Source organism: Ottowia sp. (genome assembly GCF_016703145.1).
Classification (GTDB): Bacteria; Pseudomonadota; Gammaproteobacteria; order Burkholderiales; family Burkholderiaceae_C; genus Ottowia.
The window spans coordinates 453,344-468,374 of record NZ_JADJCO010000003.1; the positions used below are offsets into that span (position 1 = coordinate 453,344).

Genomic DNA, 15,031 nt, shown 5'->3' on the forward strand with positions numbered 1-15,031 from the left:
ATCACCACCGGCGCCGGGCCGCGTCATCCGGGGGTCAACCCTGACGGCGAGCCGTGCCCCGATGGCCCAATAATCGGCCGCATGACCACCACCGCCACGCCCCCCAACGTTCCCCAGATCCGCCTCTATCAGGACTGGCTGCGCGATCAGCGCGGCCTGCAGTTTGCCGACTACCGCGCGCTCTGGCAGTGGTCCATCACCGACCTAAACGCCTTCTGGCAAAGCATCTGGGACTACTTCGACCTGCGCTCGCCCATGCCGCACAGCGCCGCGCTGGGCCGCAACGTGATGCCGGGCGCCGAGTGGTTCCCTGGCGCGCGGGTCAACTACACGCAGCAGGTGTTGCGGCACGTGGAGGCCGCCCACGCCGCCGGCCTGCCGGCCCTCATCAGCGAGAACGAGAAAGGCCAGGTGCGCGAGCTGAACTGGCCCGAGCTGCGGCGCCAGGTCGCCGCGCTGGCGTTGCACCTGAAGGCGCAGGGCGTGCAGCCCGGCGACCGCGTGGCCGCCTACCTGCCCAACGTGCCCGAGACCGTCGTCGCCTTCCTGGCCGCCGCCAGCGTGGGCGCGGTGTGGAGCGTGTGCGCGCCCGACATGGGCACCCACGCCGTGCTCGACCGCTTCAGGCAGATCGAGCCCAAGGTGCTGATCGCCGTGGACGGCGTGACCTGGGCGGGGCGCGACATCGACCGCGGCGACGTGGTGCGCGAACTGCGCGCGGGCCTGCCCAGCGTGCGGCACCTGATCGTGCTGCGCAACCTGGGCACTCCTGAAACAATAGCGGACAGCGTAGATTTCACGCTGGCTACCGGCCGAAATGATGCTGAAACCGCGTCTTTCGAGCCGCAGTGGCTGCCGTTCGACCACCCGCTGTGGATCGTCTACTCCAGCGGCACCACCGGCCTGCCCAAGCCCATCGTGCACTCGCACGGCGGCATCGTGGTGGTGGCCATGGCCAGCGGACTGCAAACCGACGTGGGCTGCAGCTACGAGGCCAACAGCTTCGGCGAGCGCTTCCACTGGTTCAGCTCCACCGGCTGGGTGATGTGGAACGCCCAGGTCGCCGGCCTGCTGGGCGGCACCACCTGCGTCATCTTCGACGGCAGCCCCGGCGGCCCGCGCGACGCGCCGGACTGGACCACGCTGTGGCGCTTCGCGGCGAGGCACGGCGTGACGTATCTGGGCTCCGGCGCCGCCTTCTACGCCGGCTGCATGAAGGCCGGCGTCGATCTGGCGCAATGCGGCGACCTGTCGGCCGTGCGCGCGCTGGGCAGCACCGGCTCGCCCCTGTCGGCCGAGGTGCAGCAGTGGGGCACCAAGCAGTTCCAGCGCATCGCCAGATCGAAAGCCCAGGAAGATATCTGGTGGTACAACGTCTCGGGCGGCACCGACTTCGCGGGCGGTTTCATTGCGGGAAATCGAGACCTGCCGCAGCAGCCCGGCGTGATGCAGTGCCGCATGCTGGGCGCGGCGGTGGAGGCCTGGAGCGACACCGGCGAGCCCGTGGTGGGCCAGGTGGGCGAGCTGGTGTGCACCCAGCCCATCCCGTCCATGCCGCTGCACTTCTGGGGCGACCCCGGCAACGCCCGCTACCTGGCCAGCTACTTCGAGATGTACCCCGCCGGCGTGGGCCGCAAGCCCGGCGGCGGCGACCTCGATGCCAGCGCGGGCGGCGTCTGGCGCCACGGCGACTGGCTGCGCATCGGGGGCGAAGACGGCCAGGGCGAATGGTGCGTGATCTACGGCCGCAGCGACGCCACCATCAACCGCCAGGGCCTGCGCATGGGCACCAGCGAGATCTACAGCGCCGTCGAGGGCATCCCCGAGGTGCTGGACTCGATGGTGGTGGACCTCGAATACCTGGACCGCGACAGCTACATGCCCCTGTTCGTGGTGCTGCGCCCCGGCGTGACGCTGGATGACGCCCTGCGCAAGTGCTTCAACGACGCCATCCGCCAGTCTTTAAGCCCCCGCTTCGTGCCCGACGACATCTTCCAGGTGCCCGAAATTCCGCGCACCCTGAGCGGCAAGAAGCAGGAGCTGCCCATCAAGAAGCTGCTGCTGGGGCAGCCGCTGGAGAAGGTGGTGAACAAGGAAGCGATGGCCAACCCGGGATGCTTGGCGTGGTACGTGGAACTGGCCAAAGAGCGAGGCGTGGTGAGCCCGCAAGCGGGGAAAGTGTGATCTGACCCCATTTTTTCTTTGGGAATTGTGAACGAAGCTGATTCCATTTTTCCAAACGTAGAAAATTTCGTCGAGCGTCTTCGCGACCTTCGTTATCAACGTCTCGATGGAAAAACCACAGAATTTGGTTTGCGTCGATCATTGACGCCTTCGGAGCGACTTGGGTGTCTATTTCAGAACTCAGCTTGAGGAGCAATCCAATGTCGATACAGTCAAATTGGCCAAAGCCTCCATAGAGCATGAGAAGCGACGAAATTCTCGCAGAAAAACTTCACGCGCGACTTTTTCAGATTAATCTTTGCGCAAATTTGTTTACCCTTCAAATGGATCAAAAAAAGAAAATAAGTCAAATCAAAATTATTTCTGAAGTGGTCGATTAAATAGCATCTGACCGCCGTTTCTCCTATTTTTATTGAGATTGATCATGTCACAGAGCAGACTCACGCGAGTGGGTGTTTTTTATGACGGCAATTATTTTCTGCACGTCAGTAACTATTACGCCTTCCATCATCTTCGCCGCGCCCGCATCGACGTGTCGGGGCTGCACAACTACATTCGGCGCGAGGTCGCCAAATGGGAAGGCGCCGAGGAACGCTATTGCCAGATCGTCGATGCCCACTATTTCAGGGGGCGGCTGCGGGCGCACGATGCCGACGAGCGGGATCTGCTGTACAAGGAGCGCGTGTTCGACGACATCCTGAGCCGGGAGGGGGTCACCAACCACTACCTTCCGGTCGGCCCGTTCGGCGAAAAAGGGATCGACGTCTGGCTGGCGCTGGAGGCCTACGAACTCGCCATCTACAAGCGCTTCGATGTCGTCGTGCTGATTGCCGGCGATGGGGATTTTTTGCCGCTCGTCCGCAAACTCAACACGCTTGGCACGCGCGTCATGCTGCTGGGATGGGACTTCAAATTCGTGGACCGAAACGGCACCGAGCGGGAAACCAAGGCCTCGCAGTCGCTGCTGGAGGAAGCCACCTACCCGATTCTCATGCACCAGGTCATCGACGACCGCTCTCTGCGCAACGATCCGGTGATCAATGGCCTGTTCGCTCAAAAAAGTGAATACGCCGGCCGAGTGACGGTGGAGCCGGCGGCACTGCTGCCCGTGTCAGCCGCTTCCGCTGGCAGCGCGGCGCCCGCGAACCCTTCAGAGCCGTTGAAAGGACGCATCCAAAATCTCAAGGAAGGGTATGGGTTCATCATGCCCGCCGCGGGCGGCCAGAATCTTTTCTTCTACCACGCCGAGGTTTCCAATGCCGACTTCAATGAGCTTCGCATTGGCGACGAGGTCGAGTATCACGCGGGACAGAATGACAAGGGACTGTGTGCCGTGCGGGTCAAGATGCTCATTGATGAGCAGCCGGCGGAATAGGAAAATTGGTTAAAAAAAACGTGAAGCCGATCAAGATGCCTCTTGCATCAGTGCCACCAGGTCGACGTGTTTGTTCTCGATGGCCAAATCGAGCGCGGTTTTGCCGTCGTTGTCCTTGAGGTTCTTGATCGCGCCGCCGATCAGCAGGCGACGCACGGTTTCGTAATGGCCGGCGGCCGCCGCGATCATTAATGCGGTGCGGCCATTGGCATGGCGCGCATCGGGGTTCACGCCTTGGGCGAGCAGGGCGGTGACCTTGTCAGCCTGCCCGGCGCTGGCAGCAAGCGCGATGGGCGCGATATCGGCCGCTTGAGCAGTGGCCATCAAAGGCGAAGCACTGGCCAGGCTCAGGACGGTGCGCAGAAGCAGCTTTTTCACGGTGATGTCCTCGGGGCACGGGGTAGCGGAAGAAGTGGATGCACACGGCAAGTTTGCCGAAACCCGGCGTTCAGTTGTTGAAGCAAGGCACGTGCCAATGAAAAGTTGAGTCCGGCGGTGTTGTTGCACCAAATCGGTGTGAACGCAGGTTTTCGGCATGGCTCGAAATTTGCTTTGAGCCATGTCCGTTTGTCCATTCAATGCATTTCATCACAATGTCTCAACATACTTTCTGGGCGGCGCGCCGTCGCGTTCTGCAATTTTCTTCTTCTGTCGTGGCCTGCGCCGTACTGGTGGCGTGCGGGGGCAACGACGGCGACGTGACCCTCAAGCCCAACCGCCAGCCTTTCCCGTTGGTGGAAGCCACGGTGGCCAGCTTTCACGCGGCCATGCGCAACGGCGACGTGTCCTGCCGCGACGTGGTGGAGGGCTACCTGGCGCGCATCGCCGCCTACGACGCCGAGGCCAGCGCAGCCTACCCCAACAGCCCGGCACTGCACAGCGTGATCGCCGTCAACCCCAACGCCCTGGCGCGCGCCGACGAGCTGGACCGCGGCTTCTTCTCCACCGGCGTCATGTCCGGTCCGATGCACTGCGTGACCGTGCTGGCCAAGGACAACTACGACACCTTCGACATGAAGACCACGGCGGGCTCGCTGGTGCTGCAGAACAACCAGCCGCCGGACGACGCCTACACCGTGAAGAAGATCCGCGACGCGGGCGGCATCATCATCGGCAAGGCCAACATGGACGAGTTCGCGTTCGGCTTCACCGGCAGTTCCTCGCTGGGCGGCAAGACCAAGAACGCCTACGTGCCGGCCAACAGCGCCGGGGGTTCTTCGTCGGGCACCGGCACCTCGATCGCGGCCAGCCTGGCGATGGTCGGTCTGGGCACCGACACCGGCGGCTCGGTGCGCGTGCCGTCGGCCGTGGAGGGCCTGTATGGCCTGCGCCCCACCCTGCGGCTGGTGAGCCAGGACGGCATCCTGCCGCTGGCCCACGGCCAGGACACGGGCGGCCCGCTGTGCCGTTCGCTGCCCGACTGCGCCTTGACCCTGGACGCGATGGCCGGCTTCGACGCCGCCGACACCAGCGGCCAGCGCACGGACAAGGCTTGGGACGCGCCTCTGGTCGCCACGGCCGCGGCTTACGACGCGATGACCTCACGCCCCGCGAGCTACACCACGGCGTTGTCGGCCGATGGCTTGAAGGGCGCGCGCATCGGTGTGGTGCGCTCGATGTTCCCCACGCCCACCGCGGCCAACCTGTTGTTCATCGACACGCTGAACGCCGCGCTCGAGAAAATGCGCGCTGCCGGTGCCACGGTGGAAGACGTGGAGATCACCGACCGCGGCACCATCCTCACGGGCTATGCCAGCCTGTCGAGCTACCAGTTCCGGGACGACTTGACGGCGTACCTCGGTAGCTGGGCCTCGACCGCTGACGGCCACCCGCGCACCACCGAGGAAGTGGCGGCGGCGATGGTCACGCTGGAGCCGACCCGCTCGGCCAACTTTGCCAACTACGTGACGCTGGGCACCGACAAGGAAGCCAACCCGATCTACCAAAACAACCTGAAGCCGCGCGACGAGTTCGTGATTCCACGGGTGCAAGCCGCGCTGGACAACAAGGACTTCACCACCGGTGCCGCCAAAGGTACGGCTTACGACGTGCTGGTCTACCCCGTGCTGCAAGGCTTCAACAGCACCAGCGTCAACTCGGGCAGCAACAACCGCATGAGCCCGTTCACCGGCTTCCCGGCACTGGCGTTTCCGGCTGGGTTTGTGAAGGCGACGGCGGAGTCGCCATCGGTCGAGCCGGTCACGTTTGAAATGATTGGCCGCGCCTTTGCCGAGCCCACGCTGTTCCGCCTGGGTTATGGCTGGCAGACCGTGGCTGGGGCGCGCATACCGAGCCCATTGGCGCCGGAGTTGACGAAGTAGGCGTCAAGACCCCGCGAAAAGGGGGTCGGTGATGGCTCCCTCTCTCAATGTCCCTCGTCCGGCGAGGCGAGCACGCCGAAAAGCCAGGCCAGGCCCTCGTCCGCCATCGCGGCCTTGGGGGCGACGGCGTTGAGGCGGAAACGCCCCAGCGGCAGGGGGGCCTCCAGCCCCAGCACGCCAAAGCGCGCGGCGTGCATGGCGGCGAAGCGGCGCGGCAGCGCGCAGACGAAGTCCGTCTCGGCGACGACGGCCAGCGCGAACATGAAGGTGGGCACCGTGAGCGCGATGCGCCGCGACCGGCCCTGCCCGGCCAGCACTTCGTCGACGAAGCCATGGGGGTCGCCGTGGAGCGAGACGACCACGTGCTGCGCCTCGCAATAGCGGTCCAGACCAGGCGCCTCGGCCAGGGGATACCCCGCGCGCACGGCGATCACGAAATCCTCCTCGTAGAGGGTGCGGGCATGAAAGCGCGGCGCGATGTCGTCGGTGGGGATGACGGCGATGTCCAGCGCGCGCGCCTCCAGCTCGGTGAAAGCCGCGCGCCAGGCGCGGTCGGGTGAGGTCTCGCCCTGGGTGGGGAGCAGTTGGCGCAGGCTGATGTCGATGCCCGGTGCGCCCTGGCGCAGCCGGGCCAGCAACGGGGACAGCAGCACGGCCGAGACGCCGTCCGGCGCGCCGAGGGTGAAGCGGCGGGTGGACGCCGCCGGATCGAACGGCTCGGCGACCGAGACGATGCCCCGCACCTGCGCCAGCACTTCGGCGATCCGTCCGGCCAGCGCCAGCGCGCGGTCCGTCGGCACCACGCCCTTGGGCGTGCGCACGAACAGCGGGTCGTTGAGCAGCCGGCGCAGCCGCCCGAGCCCATGGCTGACCGCCGACGCCGAAAGGCTCAGGCGCTCGCCCGCCCGCCCCACGTGGCGTTCCGCCAGCACGGCCTCGAACAGCACCAGCAGGTTGAGATCGACGCGGGATAGATCAATTTGATTCAGCATATTTCTGAAAACATACCACTGGATTCATGACATGGGAACTGCGATCTTTCAGTCCCCCGGTGCCGACGGCGGCGCCGGCCTTTGAACCCTCCCCATGATCGCAAGGAACCACACCATGTCGCACTCACGACGCTCACTTCTCGCCGCGGGCACCGCCGGGCTCGCCTCCTGCGCCAGCACTTCAGCCCCGGGGCCTGGAGACGCCGGAATTTCCCGGACGGTGGCCGCACTCGTCCAGCGCTCCGAGGCATCCAATGCCGCGCTCGTGCGCGGCGACATCGAGGGCTACCGCGCCATGGCCCCCCACGCCGACGACTACACGCTGATGTCGCCCTTCGGCGGCACCCCCACGCACGGCGCGGACATGACGGAAGAGAGCTGGGCGGCGGTCGGCCGCTTCTTCAGAAACGGCACGTTCGAGCAGCAGGTGGTGCAAACCTACGGCTCGGCCGACATGGTGGTTCTGGCAACCCGCGAACGATGCCACGCCGAGGTCGGTGGCCTGCCGGCGCAGGACTGGCTGCTGCGCGTCACCCTGGTCTATCGCCGCGAGGGCGGCCAATGGCTGCTGGCCCACCGCCACGCCGATCCGCTGGTCACCCAGATCTCGCTGGCGCGCGCGGCAGCCCTGGCGGCGGGCGACGCGCCAGCAATGCCGCGCGGCTGATCCACCCCGCCCGCGCCTTGAACGCAACCGCTCCATGCAGCAACAAATGCTCTACCTCATCCCTTGGGCGGCCCTGTCGTTCTGGACGCTGGGCCAGATCTGGTTCGTCCAGGTCGTCATCTACCCGCTCTTCGCCCAGGTGGGCGAAGCGGACTACGTGGCTTATCACCGCTTTTACTCCCGCCGCATTCCGCTGGTGGTGATCCTGCCGGGTTTCGCCAGCTTCCTGTTGCCACTGCCACTCGCCTGGCTTGGGCCCGACGTCCCTTTGTGGATGAGCGTGACGAACGTGGCCGCCGGCATCGTCGGCCTGCTGGTCACGGCACTGCTGGCGATCCCCCGCCACGCCCGGCTGGAAAAAGGCGGCAAGAACCCGGCCACCATCACCGAGCTGGTCCGCTGCAACTGGCCGCGCACCGCCGCCATCTCGGTCCAGGCCGTCGTCACGGTGCTGATGCTGGTGCATGTCTCGGCGCGCGCCTGACCCCTCCCCTGCGCACACGAAAGACGCATGCCATGCCTCTGCAAGCCTACGGCCCCCGCGGCGCGGCGCTGCTCGACTGCTTTCGCGGCGACGCATCGGCGATGCTGATTTGCCACCAAGACGGCGTGCGCGACGACGTGCCCGCGTCCTTCAGGCGCTTTGCGGAGGTCGTTGAGGTGGGGCCGGAGAATTGGGGCCCGACAACGATTTCCATCCTTCCGGGCAAGAACAGGTCAACTACCATACTGTGGGACGCAGCATGGGCATGGCCCCTGGCGCGCCTGAACAACTACACGACTCGACCGGAGACTTCTCATGACATTCCAGCTTCCCGACCGCATCGACACCCGCCCCATCGCCATCCTGGGCGCCGGCACCCTGGGCCGCCGCATCGCGCTGATGATGGCCACGCGCGGCGCCGAGGTGCGCCTGTACGACCCCAACGCCGAAGTGCGCGACGCCGGCGTGGCCTACGCGCGCGAGCAACTGCCGGGCGTGCTGGAGAAGATCGCCGACGGCAAGGCCGGCACCATCGTGGGCTCGGACGACATGGCCGCCACGCTCAAGGGCGCTTGGCACGTGGTCGAGGCGGTGCCCGAGAAGCTGGAGCTGAAGCTGTCCATCTTCAAGCAGATCGACGAGCTGTCCGACCCGGACGCCATCCTGGCCAGCAACTCCTCGTCCTACCCCAGCAGCGCGTTCGCCAGCAGCGTGAAGAACCCGGCGCGCCTGCTGAACATGCACTACCTGATGCCGCCGCAGGCGACCCCGGTGGAACTGATGTCCTGCGGCCAGACCGACCCGGCCGTGATCGATCTGATGGACAAGCTGCTGCCCGGCTACGGCCTCACGCCCTACAAGGTCGAGGCGGAGAGCATGGGCTTCATCTTCAACCGCATCTGGGCCGCCATCAAGCGCGAGGCCCTGTGCGTGGTGGCGCAGGGCGTGGCCTCGCCGCAGACGCTGGACGCCATCTACTGCCAGGCGCTGGGCACCAAGTCCGGCCCCTGCCGTAGCATGGACGCCGTGGGCCTGGACATCGTGCTCTCCATCGAGGAGCACTATGCCCATGAGCTGCCCGGGCTGTCCACCGCGCCGCGCGAGCTGCTCAAGAAGATGATCGCCGAAGGACGCCTGGGCCGGAAATCGGGCAAGGGCTTCTACGACTACCCGCCCAAGAAGCAGCGCTGACGAGGCCCTGCCGCGCGCTGTTCACTGACGCTCGAACGGTTCGCGCCGGCAGCGCGCACCCTGCGGGACTTCGCGCCGCCGGCGCAGCCATTCGGCGTCTCACGGCAGTCCCCGATTCGGGGGCCTATGGGGTCAGATCAACGTTCCGTCAAATTGATAGCTGACAGCGCTTGATGCATGCGGGCTGGAGACCGAAATTGCCATTGATCAATAGCGAACGAGGCCACGTTCCAACGCATGCATCCGCCACCGCACGCCACCCGCACCACCACCGCCTCCGCGCCCGACGCCGCCTGGCACGCCCGGCCGAGGCGGCCTGATCCGCCGCGCCGCCGGGGCCGGCTCGCCCCTTGTCACAATCCGCCGCATGCCCGCCCCCGCACGCCGTCTTGCCCTGGTCCTGCTGCTGGCGCTGCCATGGCTCTGGCCCTTCACGTCCGGCCCGGTGGCGGCAACGCAGCCCTATCTGGTGTCAGCCGCCGTGGCGGCGGCGCTGCTGGCGCTGTGGCCGGCACGGCCGTCGGCCGGCTGGGCGGCCGACGGCTGGCTGGCGGCGGCGCTGGCCAGCAGCGTCATTGCGCTGCTGCAGTACTTCGACCTCGAAACGGCGCTCTACCCCTGGGTCAACATCGCGCAGCCCGGCCAGGCTTTCGGCAACCTGCGCCAGCCCAACCAGTTGGCCACGCTGCTGGCGATCGGCCTGCTGTCGCTGCGCTGGTGCGTGCAGGCGGGGCGCCTGAACGCCGGGCCGGCGGCGGGGATCGCGGCGCTGCTGGTGGCGGCGCTGGCGGCCACGGCCTCGCGCGTGGGCCTGGTGGAACTGGTGGCGGGCGGCGCGCTGGCGCTGTGGTGGGCGCGCGGCGCCGGGCGCGGGCGCGGGCGCGCGGCGCTGTGGGCGGTGGGCGGCGCGGTGGCGCTGTACGCGCTGGCGGCGCTGGCGCTACCGCTGCTGGCGCAATCGACCGAGGGCATCGCCGGCCGCGACATGGTGGAGCGCCTGCGCACGGCCGAAAGCACCTGTGGCAGCCGCCTGATCCTATGGCGCAACGTGCTGCACCTGATCGCGCTGAAGCCCTGGACCGGCTGGGGCTGGGGCGAGCTGGACTACGCGCACTACGTCACGCTGTACGACGGCGCGCGCTTCTGCCACATCCTGGACAACGCGCACAACCTGCCGCTGCACCTGGCGGTGGAGCTGGGCGTGCCGGTGGCGCTGGCGGCCTGCGCGCTGGCGGCGTGGCTGGCCTGGCGCGGCCGGCCCTGGGCCGAGCGGCAGCCGGCGCGCCAGCTCGCCTGGGGCGTGCTGCTGGTGATCGGGCTGCACAGCCTGGTGGAATATCCGCTGTGGTACGGGCCGTTCCAAATCGCGGCGGCGGCGTGCGCGTGGCTGCTGTGGGCTACGCGCGCGGGGGCGGCGGCGGGGGCGCCCGCCGCAGGGCCGCCCCAAGGCGGGCGGGCCCCCTCGGAGGGCAGCGCAACAGGCGAAGCCGCGCGGCGTGGGGGCCAAGTCCAGCCTTGGGTACGGCATGTCGCCGCCTCGGCCCTGCTGTGCGCCGTGGTCTACGCGGGCTGGGACTACCACCGCATCAGCCAGATCTACCTGTCGGCCGAACAGCGCAGCCCCGCCTACCAGGGCGACCCGATGGGCCACGCCCAGCGCTCGTGGCTGTACGCCGACGTGGTGCTGTTCGCCGAGGTCACCAGCCGCCACGCCACGCGCGACAACGCCGGCTGGATGCTGCCGGCCGCGCTGCGCGCGCTGCACTTCTCGCCCGAGCCGCGCGTGATCATCAAGGTGATCGAGAGCGCCGCCTTCCAGGGCCGCGACGAGTTGGCGCTGGCGCACCTGGCGCGCTTTCACGCCGCGTTCCCGCGCCGGCACCGCGCCTGGATGGACGACAACGAGCGCCTGCTGAAGAACGCGCAGGCGCTGGATCGGCCCGGCGGCGCGGCGTCGGCCGCCGCGCCGCCGGATGGGTCGTGAACCGGCTTCAGGGCGCCGGATTCGCGGCGCGCTGCCGCACCCGGACCAGCACGAACTCGGCCGGCCTCAGCGGCGCGAAGCCGACGCGAACGTTCACCACGCCCTGGTCCACGTCGGCCGGCGTGGTGGTGCCGCGGTCGCACAGCACGAAATAGGCCTGCTCGGCCGTGCGGCCCCGGAACGCGCCCTGGCGGAACAGGATTTCCAGGAAGGCGCCGATTTGGCGCCGCAGGTCCGCCCACAGCGCCTCGCCGTTGGACTCGAAGGCCGCCCAGCGCGTGGCGCGGTCGATGCTCTCCTCCAGGAACAGCGCGGTGCGCCGCACGGACAGGTACTTCCAGTCCGAGCTCAGCTCGTCAGCGCCTTGCAGCGTGCGCGCGCCCCAGACGACGGCGCCGGCCGGGAACATGCGCAGGCAGTTCACGCCGAGCGGGTTGGCGACGCCGTTCTGGCCATCGGTCAGGCTCACGTCCAATGCCGGCACGCCGGCCAGCGTGGCTTCCAGCCCGGCCGGCGCCGTCCAGACGCCGCGCGTGCCGTCGGTGCGCGCGATCACGCCCGCCACGGCGCCGCTGGGGGCAAAGGCCTCCGGCCAGTTGCCGCGCAGCGGGTTGGCGGCGTGGATGCGCGGGAAGTACAGCGCCGCGTTGACGCCAAGGCCGGCCACGGCGGCGACGCCGTCCAGCGTGATGCCGGCGGTGCCGGTCCAGCGGCCGGCGTGGTAGGGCGGGTCCACCAGCACCACGGCGCGGCGTTCGGTGGCGTAGGCAATGGCGGCGCACCAGGTCGCGTGATCGACGTCGGCGGCGTCGGCCGGGTCGTCGGAGAACGGCGGCAGGACCAGCAGGTTGAACAGGTCCGCCTTCTCCAGCGCGTAGAGCCCGCGCCGCGCCTCGCGCAGGCCGGTGCCGGCAATGTGTTCGACGCCGATGGCCGCGCCGTCGCCGCCGCCGGCCAGCGGCACGCCGTCCGCGCCGGCCTCGGGCCGCGCGCCGGACGTCGCGGCGACTCGCAGCAACTGGCTGTCGCGCGCCAGCACGGCAGCGGCAAAACGCGGATGGCCGGGCGTGATGGACAGATGGAGGAACACCTCGGCCGCTTGCGTGGCCTGGTCCTGCACGCGCAGGTTGAACGAGCTGTCGTCGGCCACCGCGTCGTGGTCCACGCGCAGCCGCAGGTGGTTGCCCCAGCTTCCGGGGCTGGCGGCCTCGAACTGCCAACCCTCGGCCGGCGCGGGCGTGCGCGCGGCCACGGCGCCGTGGTGCACGCGCACGATCAGCGCGTCGTGGCCGCCGTTGTCGAAGAAGTGGCGCACGGCGAACGACATCGGGCTGTCGCTGGCCAGGCCGCCGAAGACGCGCGCGTAGTCGCCGTGGCTGCGCACGCGCACGGGGCTGGCCGCGTCGCCGTCGATGGGCCCGCGCGGCGCGCGGCCGACGAAGGCGGTGACCGAGGTCGGCACGCCCTCCACGGCGCGCCGGCCGTGCACGGTTTCCTCGACGTAGACCCCCGGGTTCGACGGCGGGGCCGGCATGGGCAGCCTCAGGCGCCCGGCGCCACGTAGCGGCCCGACTGGCCGCCGTGCTTTTCCAGCAGCCGCACGCCGGTGATCACCATGCCGCGGTCGGCGGCCTTGCACATGTCGTAGATGGTGAGCAGGGCCACCTGCACGGCGGTCAGCGCCTCCATCTCGACGCCGGTCGGGCCGGTGGTCTCCACCGTGGCGGTGCAGGCCACGCCCGCGCCGTCGATGCCGAAGTCGATCGCCACGCGCGACAGCGCCAGCGGGTGGCACAACGGGATCAGCTCGCTGGTCTTCTTGGCCGCCATGATGCCGGCGATGCGGGCGATGCCCAGCACGTCGCCCTTCTTCGCCGTGCCGGATTCGATCAGCGCCCGCGTGGCCGCCTGCATCTCGATGCGGCCGGTGGCCACGGCGACGCGGCGCGTGGCCGGCTTGCCACCCACGTCCACCATGTGGGCCTGGCCCTGGGCGTCGAAGTGGGTGAGGGGCGATGCGGGCGAGGTCATGCGTGGTCACAAATGCGGCGGAACGCGCCGCGCGCTGCGGGCATCATACGGGCTCGCGCGCGCGCCGCGCGCCGCCCTGCATCGATGACCAGTAGTTACAAGCCAAATCGCCCCGCAGCGCTTTCAAGACAAGCGCTGGCAGCTCTCGTTAGCATAGCAATGCTGGCGCCCGCCGGCCACGCGCGGACGGCGCCCGCCGCCGGGCCGCCCCCAGGCGAGCCAGCCCCCTCGGGGGCGCCCAGCGCAGGGGGCACCGCAACAGGCGACGCCGTGGAGCGTGGGGGCCCGATTTCTCGCGGCCTGCCCTCGCTCGGCGACGCGGGCGAGATGACGGCGCTGGAGGAGCGCAAGCTGGGCGACGCCATCATCCGCGAGCTGTACCGCGACCCGGACTACATCGACGACCCGGTCGTCGGCGAGTACGTGGACGGCCTGTGGCGCCGGCTGCTGGTGGCCGCGCGCGCGCGCGGCGAGCTGCCGCCCGAGCTGGACGAGCGCTTCGCCTGGGAGGTGCTGCTGGGGCGCGACCGCAGCGTCAACGCCTTCGCGCTGCCCGGCGGCTACTTCGGCGTGCACCTCGGGCTGGTGGGCGTGATCGGCTCGCGCGACGAATTGGCCTCGGTGCTGGCGCACGAGATGACGCACATCACCCAGCGCCACATCGCGCGCCTGCTGGGCCAGCAGAGCCGCCAGAGCCCGCTGCTGCTGGCGGCGATGGTGCTGGGCGCCCTGGCCGCCAGCAAGAACCCGCAGGCCGGCGCCGCGCTGGCCGTGGGCGGGCAGGCGGCGGTGATCCAGCAGCAGCTCAATTTCTCGCGCGACATGGAGCGCGAGGCCGACCGCATCGGCTACGGCGTGATGACGCAGGCCGGCTTCGCGCCGCAGGGCTTCGTCGGCATGTTCGAGCGGCTGCAGAGCGCCTCGCGCATCAACGACAACGGCGACTGGCCCTACCTGCGCAGCCACCCGCTGACCACGCAGCGCATCGCCGACATGCAGCAACGCCAGCAGAGCCTGCCCCGGGGCGCCACTTCGGGGCAGGATCTGGAGGCGCTGCTGGTGGCCGCCCGCGCCCGCGTGCTCGGCCGCCCCGGCGTGGACGTGCTGCGCGCCTGGGCCGGCGAGCCCGACCAGCCCGGCTTCGCCAGCGGGCCGCTGCCGCGCCGCGCCGCCGCGCTGTACGCCGCCGCCCTGGCGCAGGCGCAGTTGCGCGACCTGCCCCGCGCCGAGGCGCTGGCCGAGCAGTTGGCGCGGACGGTGGCGTCCGACGTGGGCGCCGCGCGCCAGGCGCGGCTGCTGCGGGCCGAGCTGGCGCTGCAGGCCGGCCAGCCGCAGCGCGCGCTGGCGCTGCTGCCGGCCGGAGCGCGCGGCGAAAGCCAGGACCCGCGCGGCCAGGCCGGCCGCGCCGCGCTACTGCTGCGCGCGCAGGCGCTCACGCGCGCCGGCCAGGCGGGCGAGGCGGCCTCGGCGCTGCAACCCTGGGTCAGCGACCACCCGCGCGACGCCGGCGCGTGGCAGGCGCTGGCGCAGGCCGAAGGGGCGCAAGGCCGCATGCTGCGCGCCCTGCGGGCCGAGGGCGAGGTGCCGATGGCCCGCATGGACCACGCTGGCGCGGTGGACCGCTGGCGCGCCGCGCAGGACCACGCGCGCCAGCACCCCGGCGGCGCGGCCGAGCTGATCGAGGCCAGCATCGTCGACACCCGGCTGCGCGCGGCGCAGGCGGCGCTCAGGCAGCAGCAGCTCGACGAGCTGAAGCGGCGCTAGTTTTCAAGCAGAAAGTGCTTGCAGCCCGCGCGGATATT

At 69.3% G+C, this 15,031-nt stretch carries 12 protein-coding genes; 8 read left to right on the forward strand and 4 right to left on the reverse strand.

Annotation, left to right across the window (positions count from 1 at the left end; genetic code table 11):
* Window positions 1-81 precede the first annotated feature (81 nt).
* Both IPG65_RS05790 and IPG65_RS05795 read left to right on the forward strand, forming a co-directional pair.
* Window positions 82-2,184: an acetoacetate--CoA ligase gene (locus tag IPG65_RS05790; protein WP_293188303.1), complete on the forward strand. Its 2,103-nt coding sequence runs from the start codon at window positions 82-84 to the stop codon at window positions 2,182-2,184.
* 424 nt (window positions 2,185-2,608) lie between these two features.
* Complete coding sequence (locus IPG65_RS05795; protein ID WP_293188304.1) at window positions 2,609-3,559, forward strand: NYN domain-containing protein; 951 nt, start codon at window positions 2,609-2,611, stop codon at window positions 3,557-3,559.
* Window positions 3,560-3,589: 30 nt separating this feature from the next.
* On the opposite strand, the gene IPG65_RS05800 is transcribed toward IPG65_RS05795, so the two are convergent.
* Window positions 3,590-3,937 carry an ankyrin repeat domain-containing protein gene (locus IPG65_RS05800; RefSeq protein WP_293188305.1) on the reverse strand — a complete coding sequence of 116 codons (348 nt, stop codon included), beginning with the start codon at window positions 3,935-3,937 and terminating at the stop codon, window positions 3,590-3,592.
* Between the two features lie 275 nt (window positions 3,938-4,212).
* On the opposite strand from IPG65_RS05800, the gene IPG65_RS05805 reads away from it, so the two are divergent.
* Entirely contained in the window at window positions 4,213-5,880 is a 1,668-nt protein-coding gene (locus IPG65_RS05805; protein WP_293188306.1) for an amidase family protein, read from the forward strand.
* A gap of 44 nt (window positions 5,881-5,924) precedes the next feature.
* On the opposite strand, the gene IPG65_RS05810 is transcribed toward IPG65_RS05805, so the two are convergent.
* Window positions 5,925-6,872 (reverse strand): LysR family transcriptional regulator, encoded by a 948-nt coding sequence (locus IPG65_RS05810; protein WP_293188307.1) that lies wholly within the window; start codon window positions 6,870-6,872, stop codon window positions 5,925-5,927.
* A gap of 220 nt (window positions 6,873-7,092) precedes the next feature.
* Between IPG65_RS05810 and IPG65_RS05815 the strand changes: the two genes are divergently transcribed.
* The 4 genes from IPG65_RS05815 to IPG65_RS05830 all read left to right on the forward strand — a co-directional run bounded on the left by IPG65_RS05815 (window position 7,093) and on the right by IPG65_RS05830 (window position 11,198).
* A complete protein-coding gene (locus tag IPG65_RS05815) occupies window positions 7,093-7,539 on the forward strand; it encodes a nuclear transport factor 2 family protein (protein ID WP_293188308.1) in 447 nt (148 codons plus the stop codon).
* A 46-nt stretch (window positions 7,540-7,585) separates the two neighbouring features.
* The gene (locus IPG65_RS05820) at window positions 7,586-8,023 is read left to right on the forward strand and encodes a hypothetical protein (protein ID WP_293188309.1); all 438 of its coding nucleotides are present in this window, start codon (window positions 7,586-7,588) and stop codon (window positions 8,021-8,023) included.
* Window positions 8,024-8,338: 315 nt separating this feature from the next.
* Window positions 8,339-9,214: a 3-hydroxyacyl-CoA dehydrogenase family protein gene (locus tag IPG65_RS05825; RefSeq protein WP_293188310.1), complete on the forward strand. Its 876-nt coding sequence runs from the start codon at window positions 8,339-8,341 to the stop codon at window positions 9,212-9,214.
* Between the two features lie 367 nt (window positions 9,215-9,581).
* Complete coding sequence (locus IPG65_RS05830; RefSeq protein ID WP_293188311.1) at window positions 9,582-11,198, forward strand: O-antigen ligase family protein; 1,617 nt, start codon at window positions 9,582-9,584, stop codon at window positions 11,196-11,198.
* A 7-nt stretch (window positions 11,199-11,205) separates the two neighbouring features.
* On the opposite strand, the gene IPG65_RS05835 is transcribed toward IPG65_RS05830, so the two are convergent.
* Both IPG65_RS05835 and moaC read right to left on the reverse strand, forming a co-directional pair.
* A complete protein-coding gene (locus tag IPG65_RS05835) occupies window positions 11,206-12,732 on the reverse strand; it encodes a phage tail sheath C-terminal domain-containing protein (protein WP_293188312.1) in 1,527 nt (508 codons plus the stop codon).
* 8 nt (window positions 12,733-12,740) lie between these two features.
* Complete coding sequence (gene moaC, locus IPG65_RS05840) at window positions 12,741-13,229, reverse strand: cyclic pyranopterin monophosphate synthase MoaC (protein WP_293188313.1); 489 nt, start codon at window positions 13,227-13,229, stop codon at window positions 12,741-12,743.
* Between the two features lie 327 nt (window positions 13,230-13,556).
* On the opposite strand from moaC, the gene IPG65_RS05845 reads away from it, so the two are divergent.
* Window positions 13,557-14,993, forward strand: coding sequence for a M48 family metalloprotease (locus IPG65_RS05845; RefSeq protein WP_293189961.1), 1,437 nt, complete (start codon window positions 13,557-13,559; stop codon window positions 14,991-14,993).
* Window positions 14,994-15,031 lie beyond the last annotated feature (38 nt).

Bases quoted from the DNA above. Each gene is read 5' to 3' on its own strand.
- IPG65_RS05790 (WP_293188303.1), top strand. From the start codon at position 82: ATGACCACCACCGCCACGCCCCCCAACGTTCCCCAGATCCGCCTCTAT.
- IPG65_RS05795 (WP_293188304.1), top strand. From the start codon at position 2,609: ATGTCACAGAGCAGACTCACGCGAGTGGGTGTTTTTTATGACGGCAAT.
- IPG65_RS05810 (WP_293188307.1), bottom strand. From the start codon at position 6,872: ATGCTGAATCAAATTGATCTATCCCGCGTCGATCTCAACCTGCTGGTG.
- IPG65_RS05820 (WP_293188309.1), top strand. From the start codon at position 7,586: ATGCTCTACCTCATCCCTTGGGCGGCCCTGTCGTTCTGGACGCTGGGC.
- IPG65_RS05825 (WP_293188310.1), top strand. From the start codon at position 8,339: ATGACATTCCAGCTTCCCGACCGCATCGACACCCGCCCCATCGCCATC.
- IPG65_RS05830 (WP_293188311.1), top strand. From the start codon at position 9,582: ATGCCCGCCCCCGCACGCCGTCTTGCCCTGGTCCTGCTGCTGGCGCTG.
- IPG65_RS05835 (WP_293188312.1), bottom strand. From the start codon at position 12,732: ATGCCGGCCCCGCCGTCGAACCCGGGGGTCTACGTCGAGGAAACCGTG.
- moaC (WP_293188313.1), bottom strand. From the start codon at position 13,229: ATGACCTCGCCCGCATCGCCCCTCACCCACTTCGACGCCCAGGGCCAG.
- IPG65_RS05845 (WP_293189961.1), top strand. From the start codon at position 13,557: ATGACGGCGCTGGAGGAGCGCAAGCTGGGCGACGCCATCATCCGCGAG.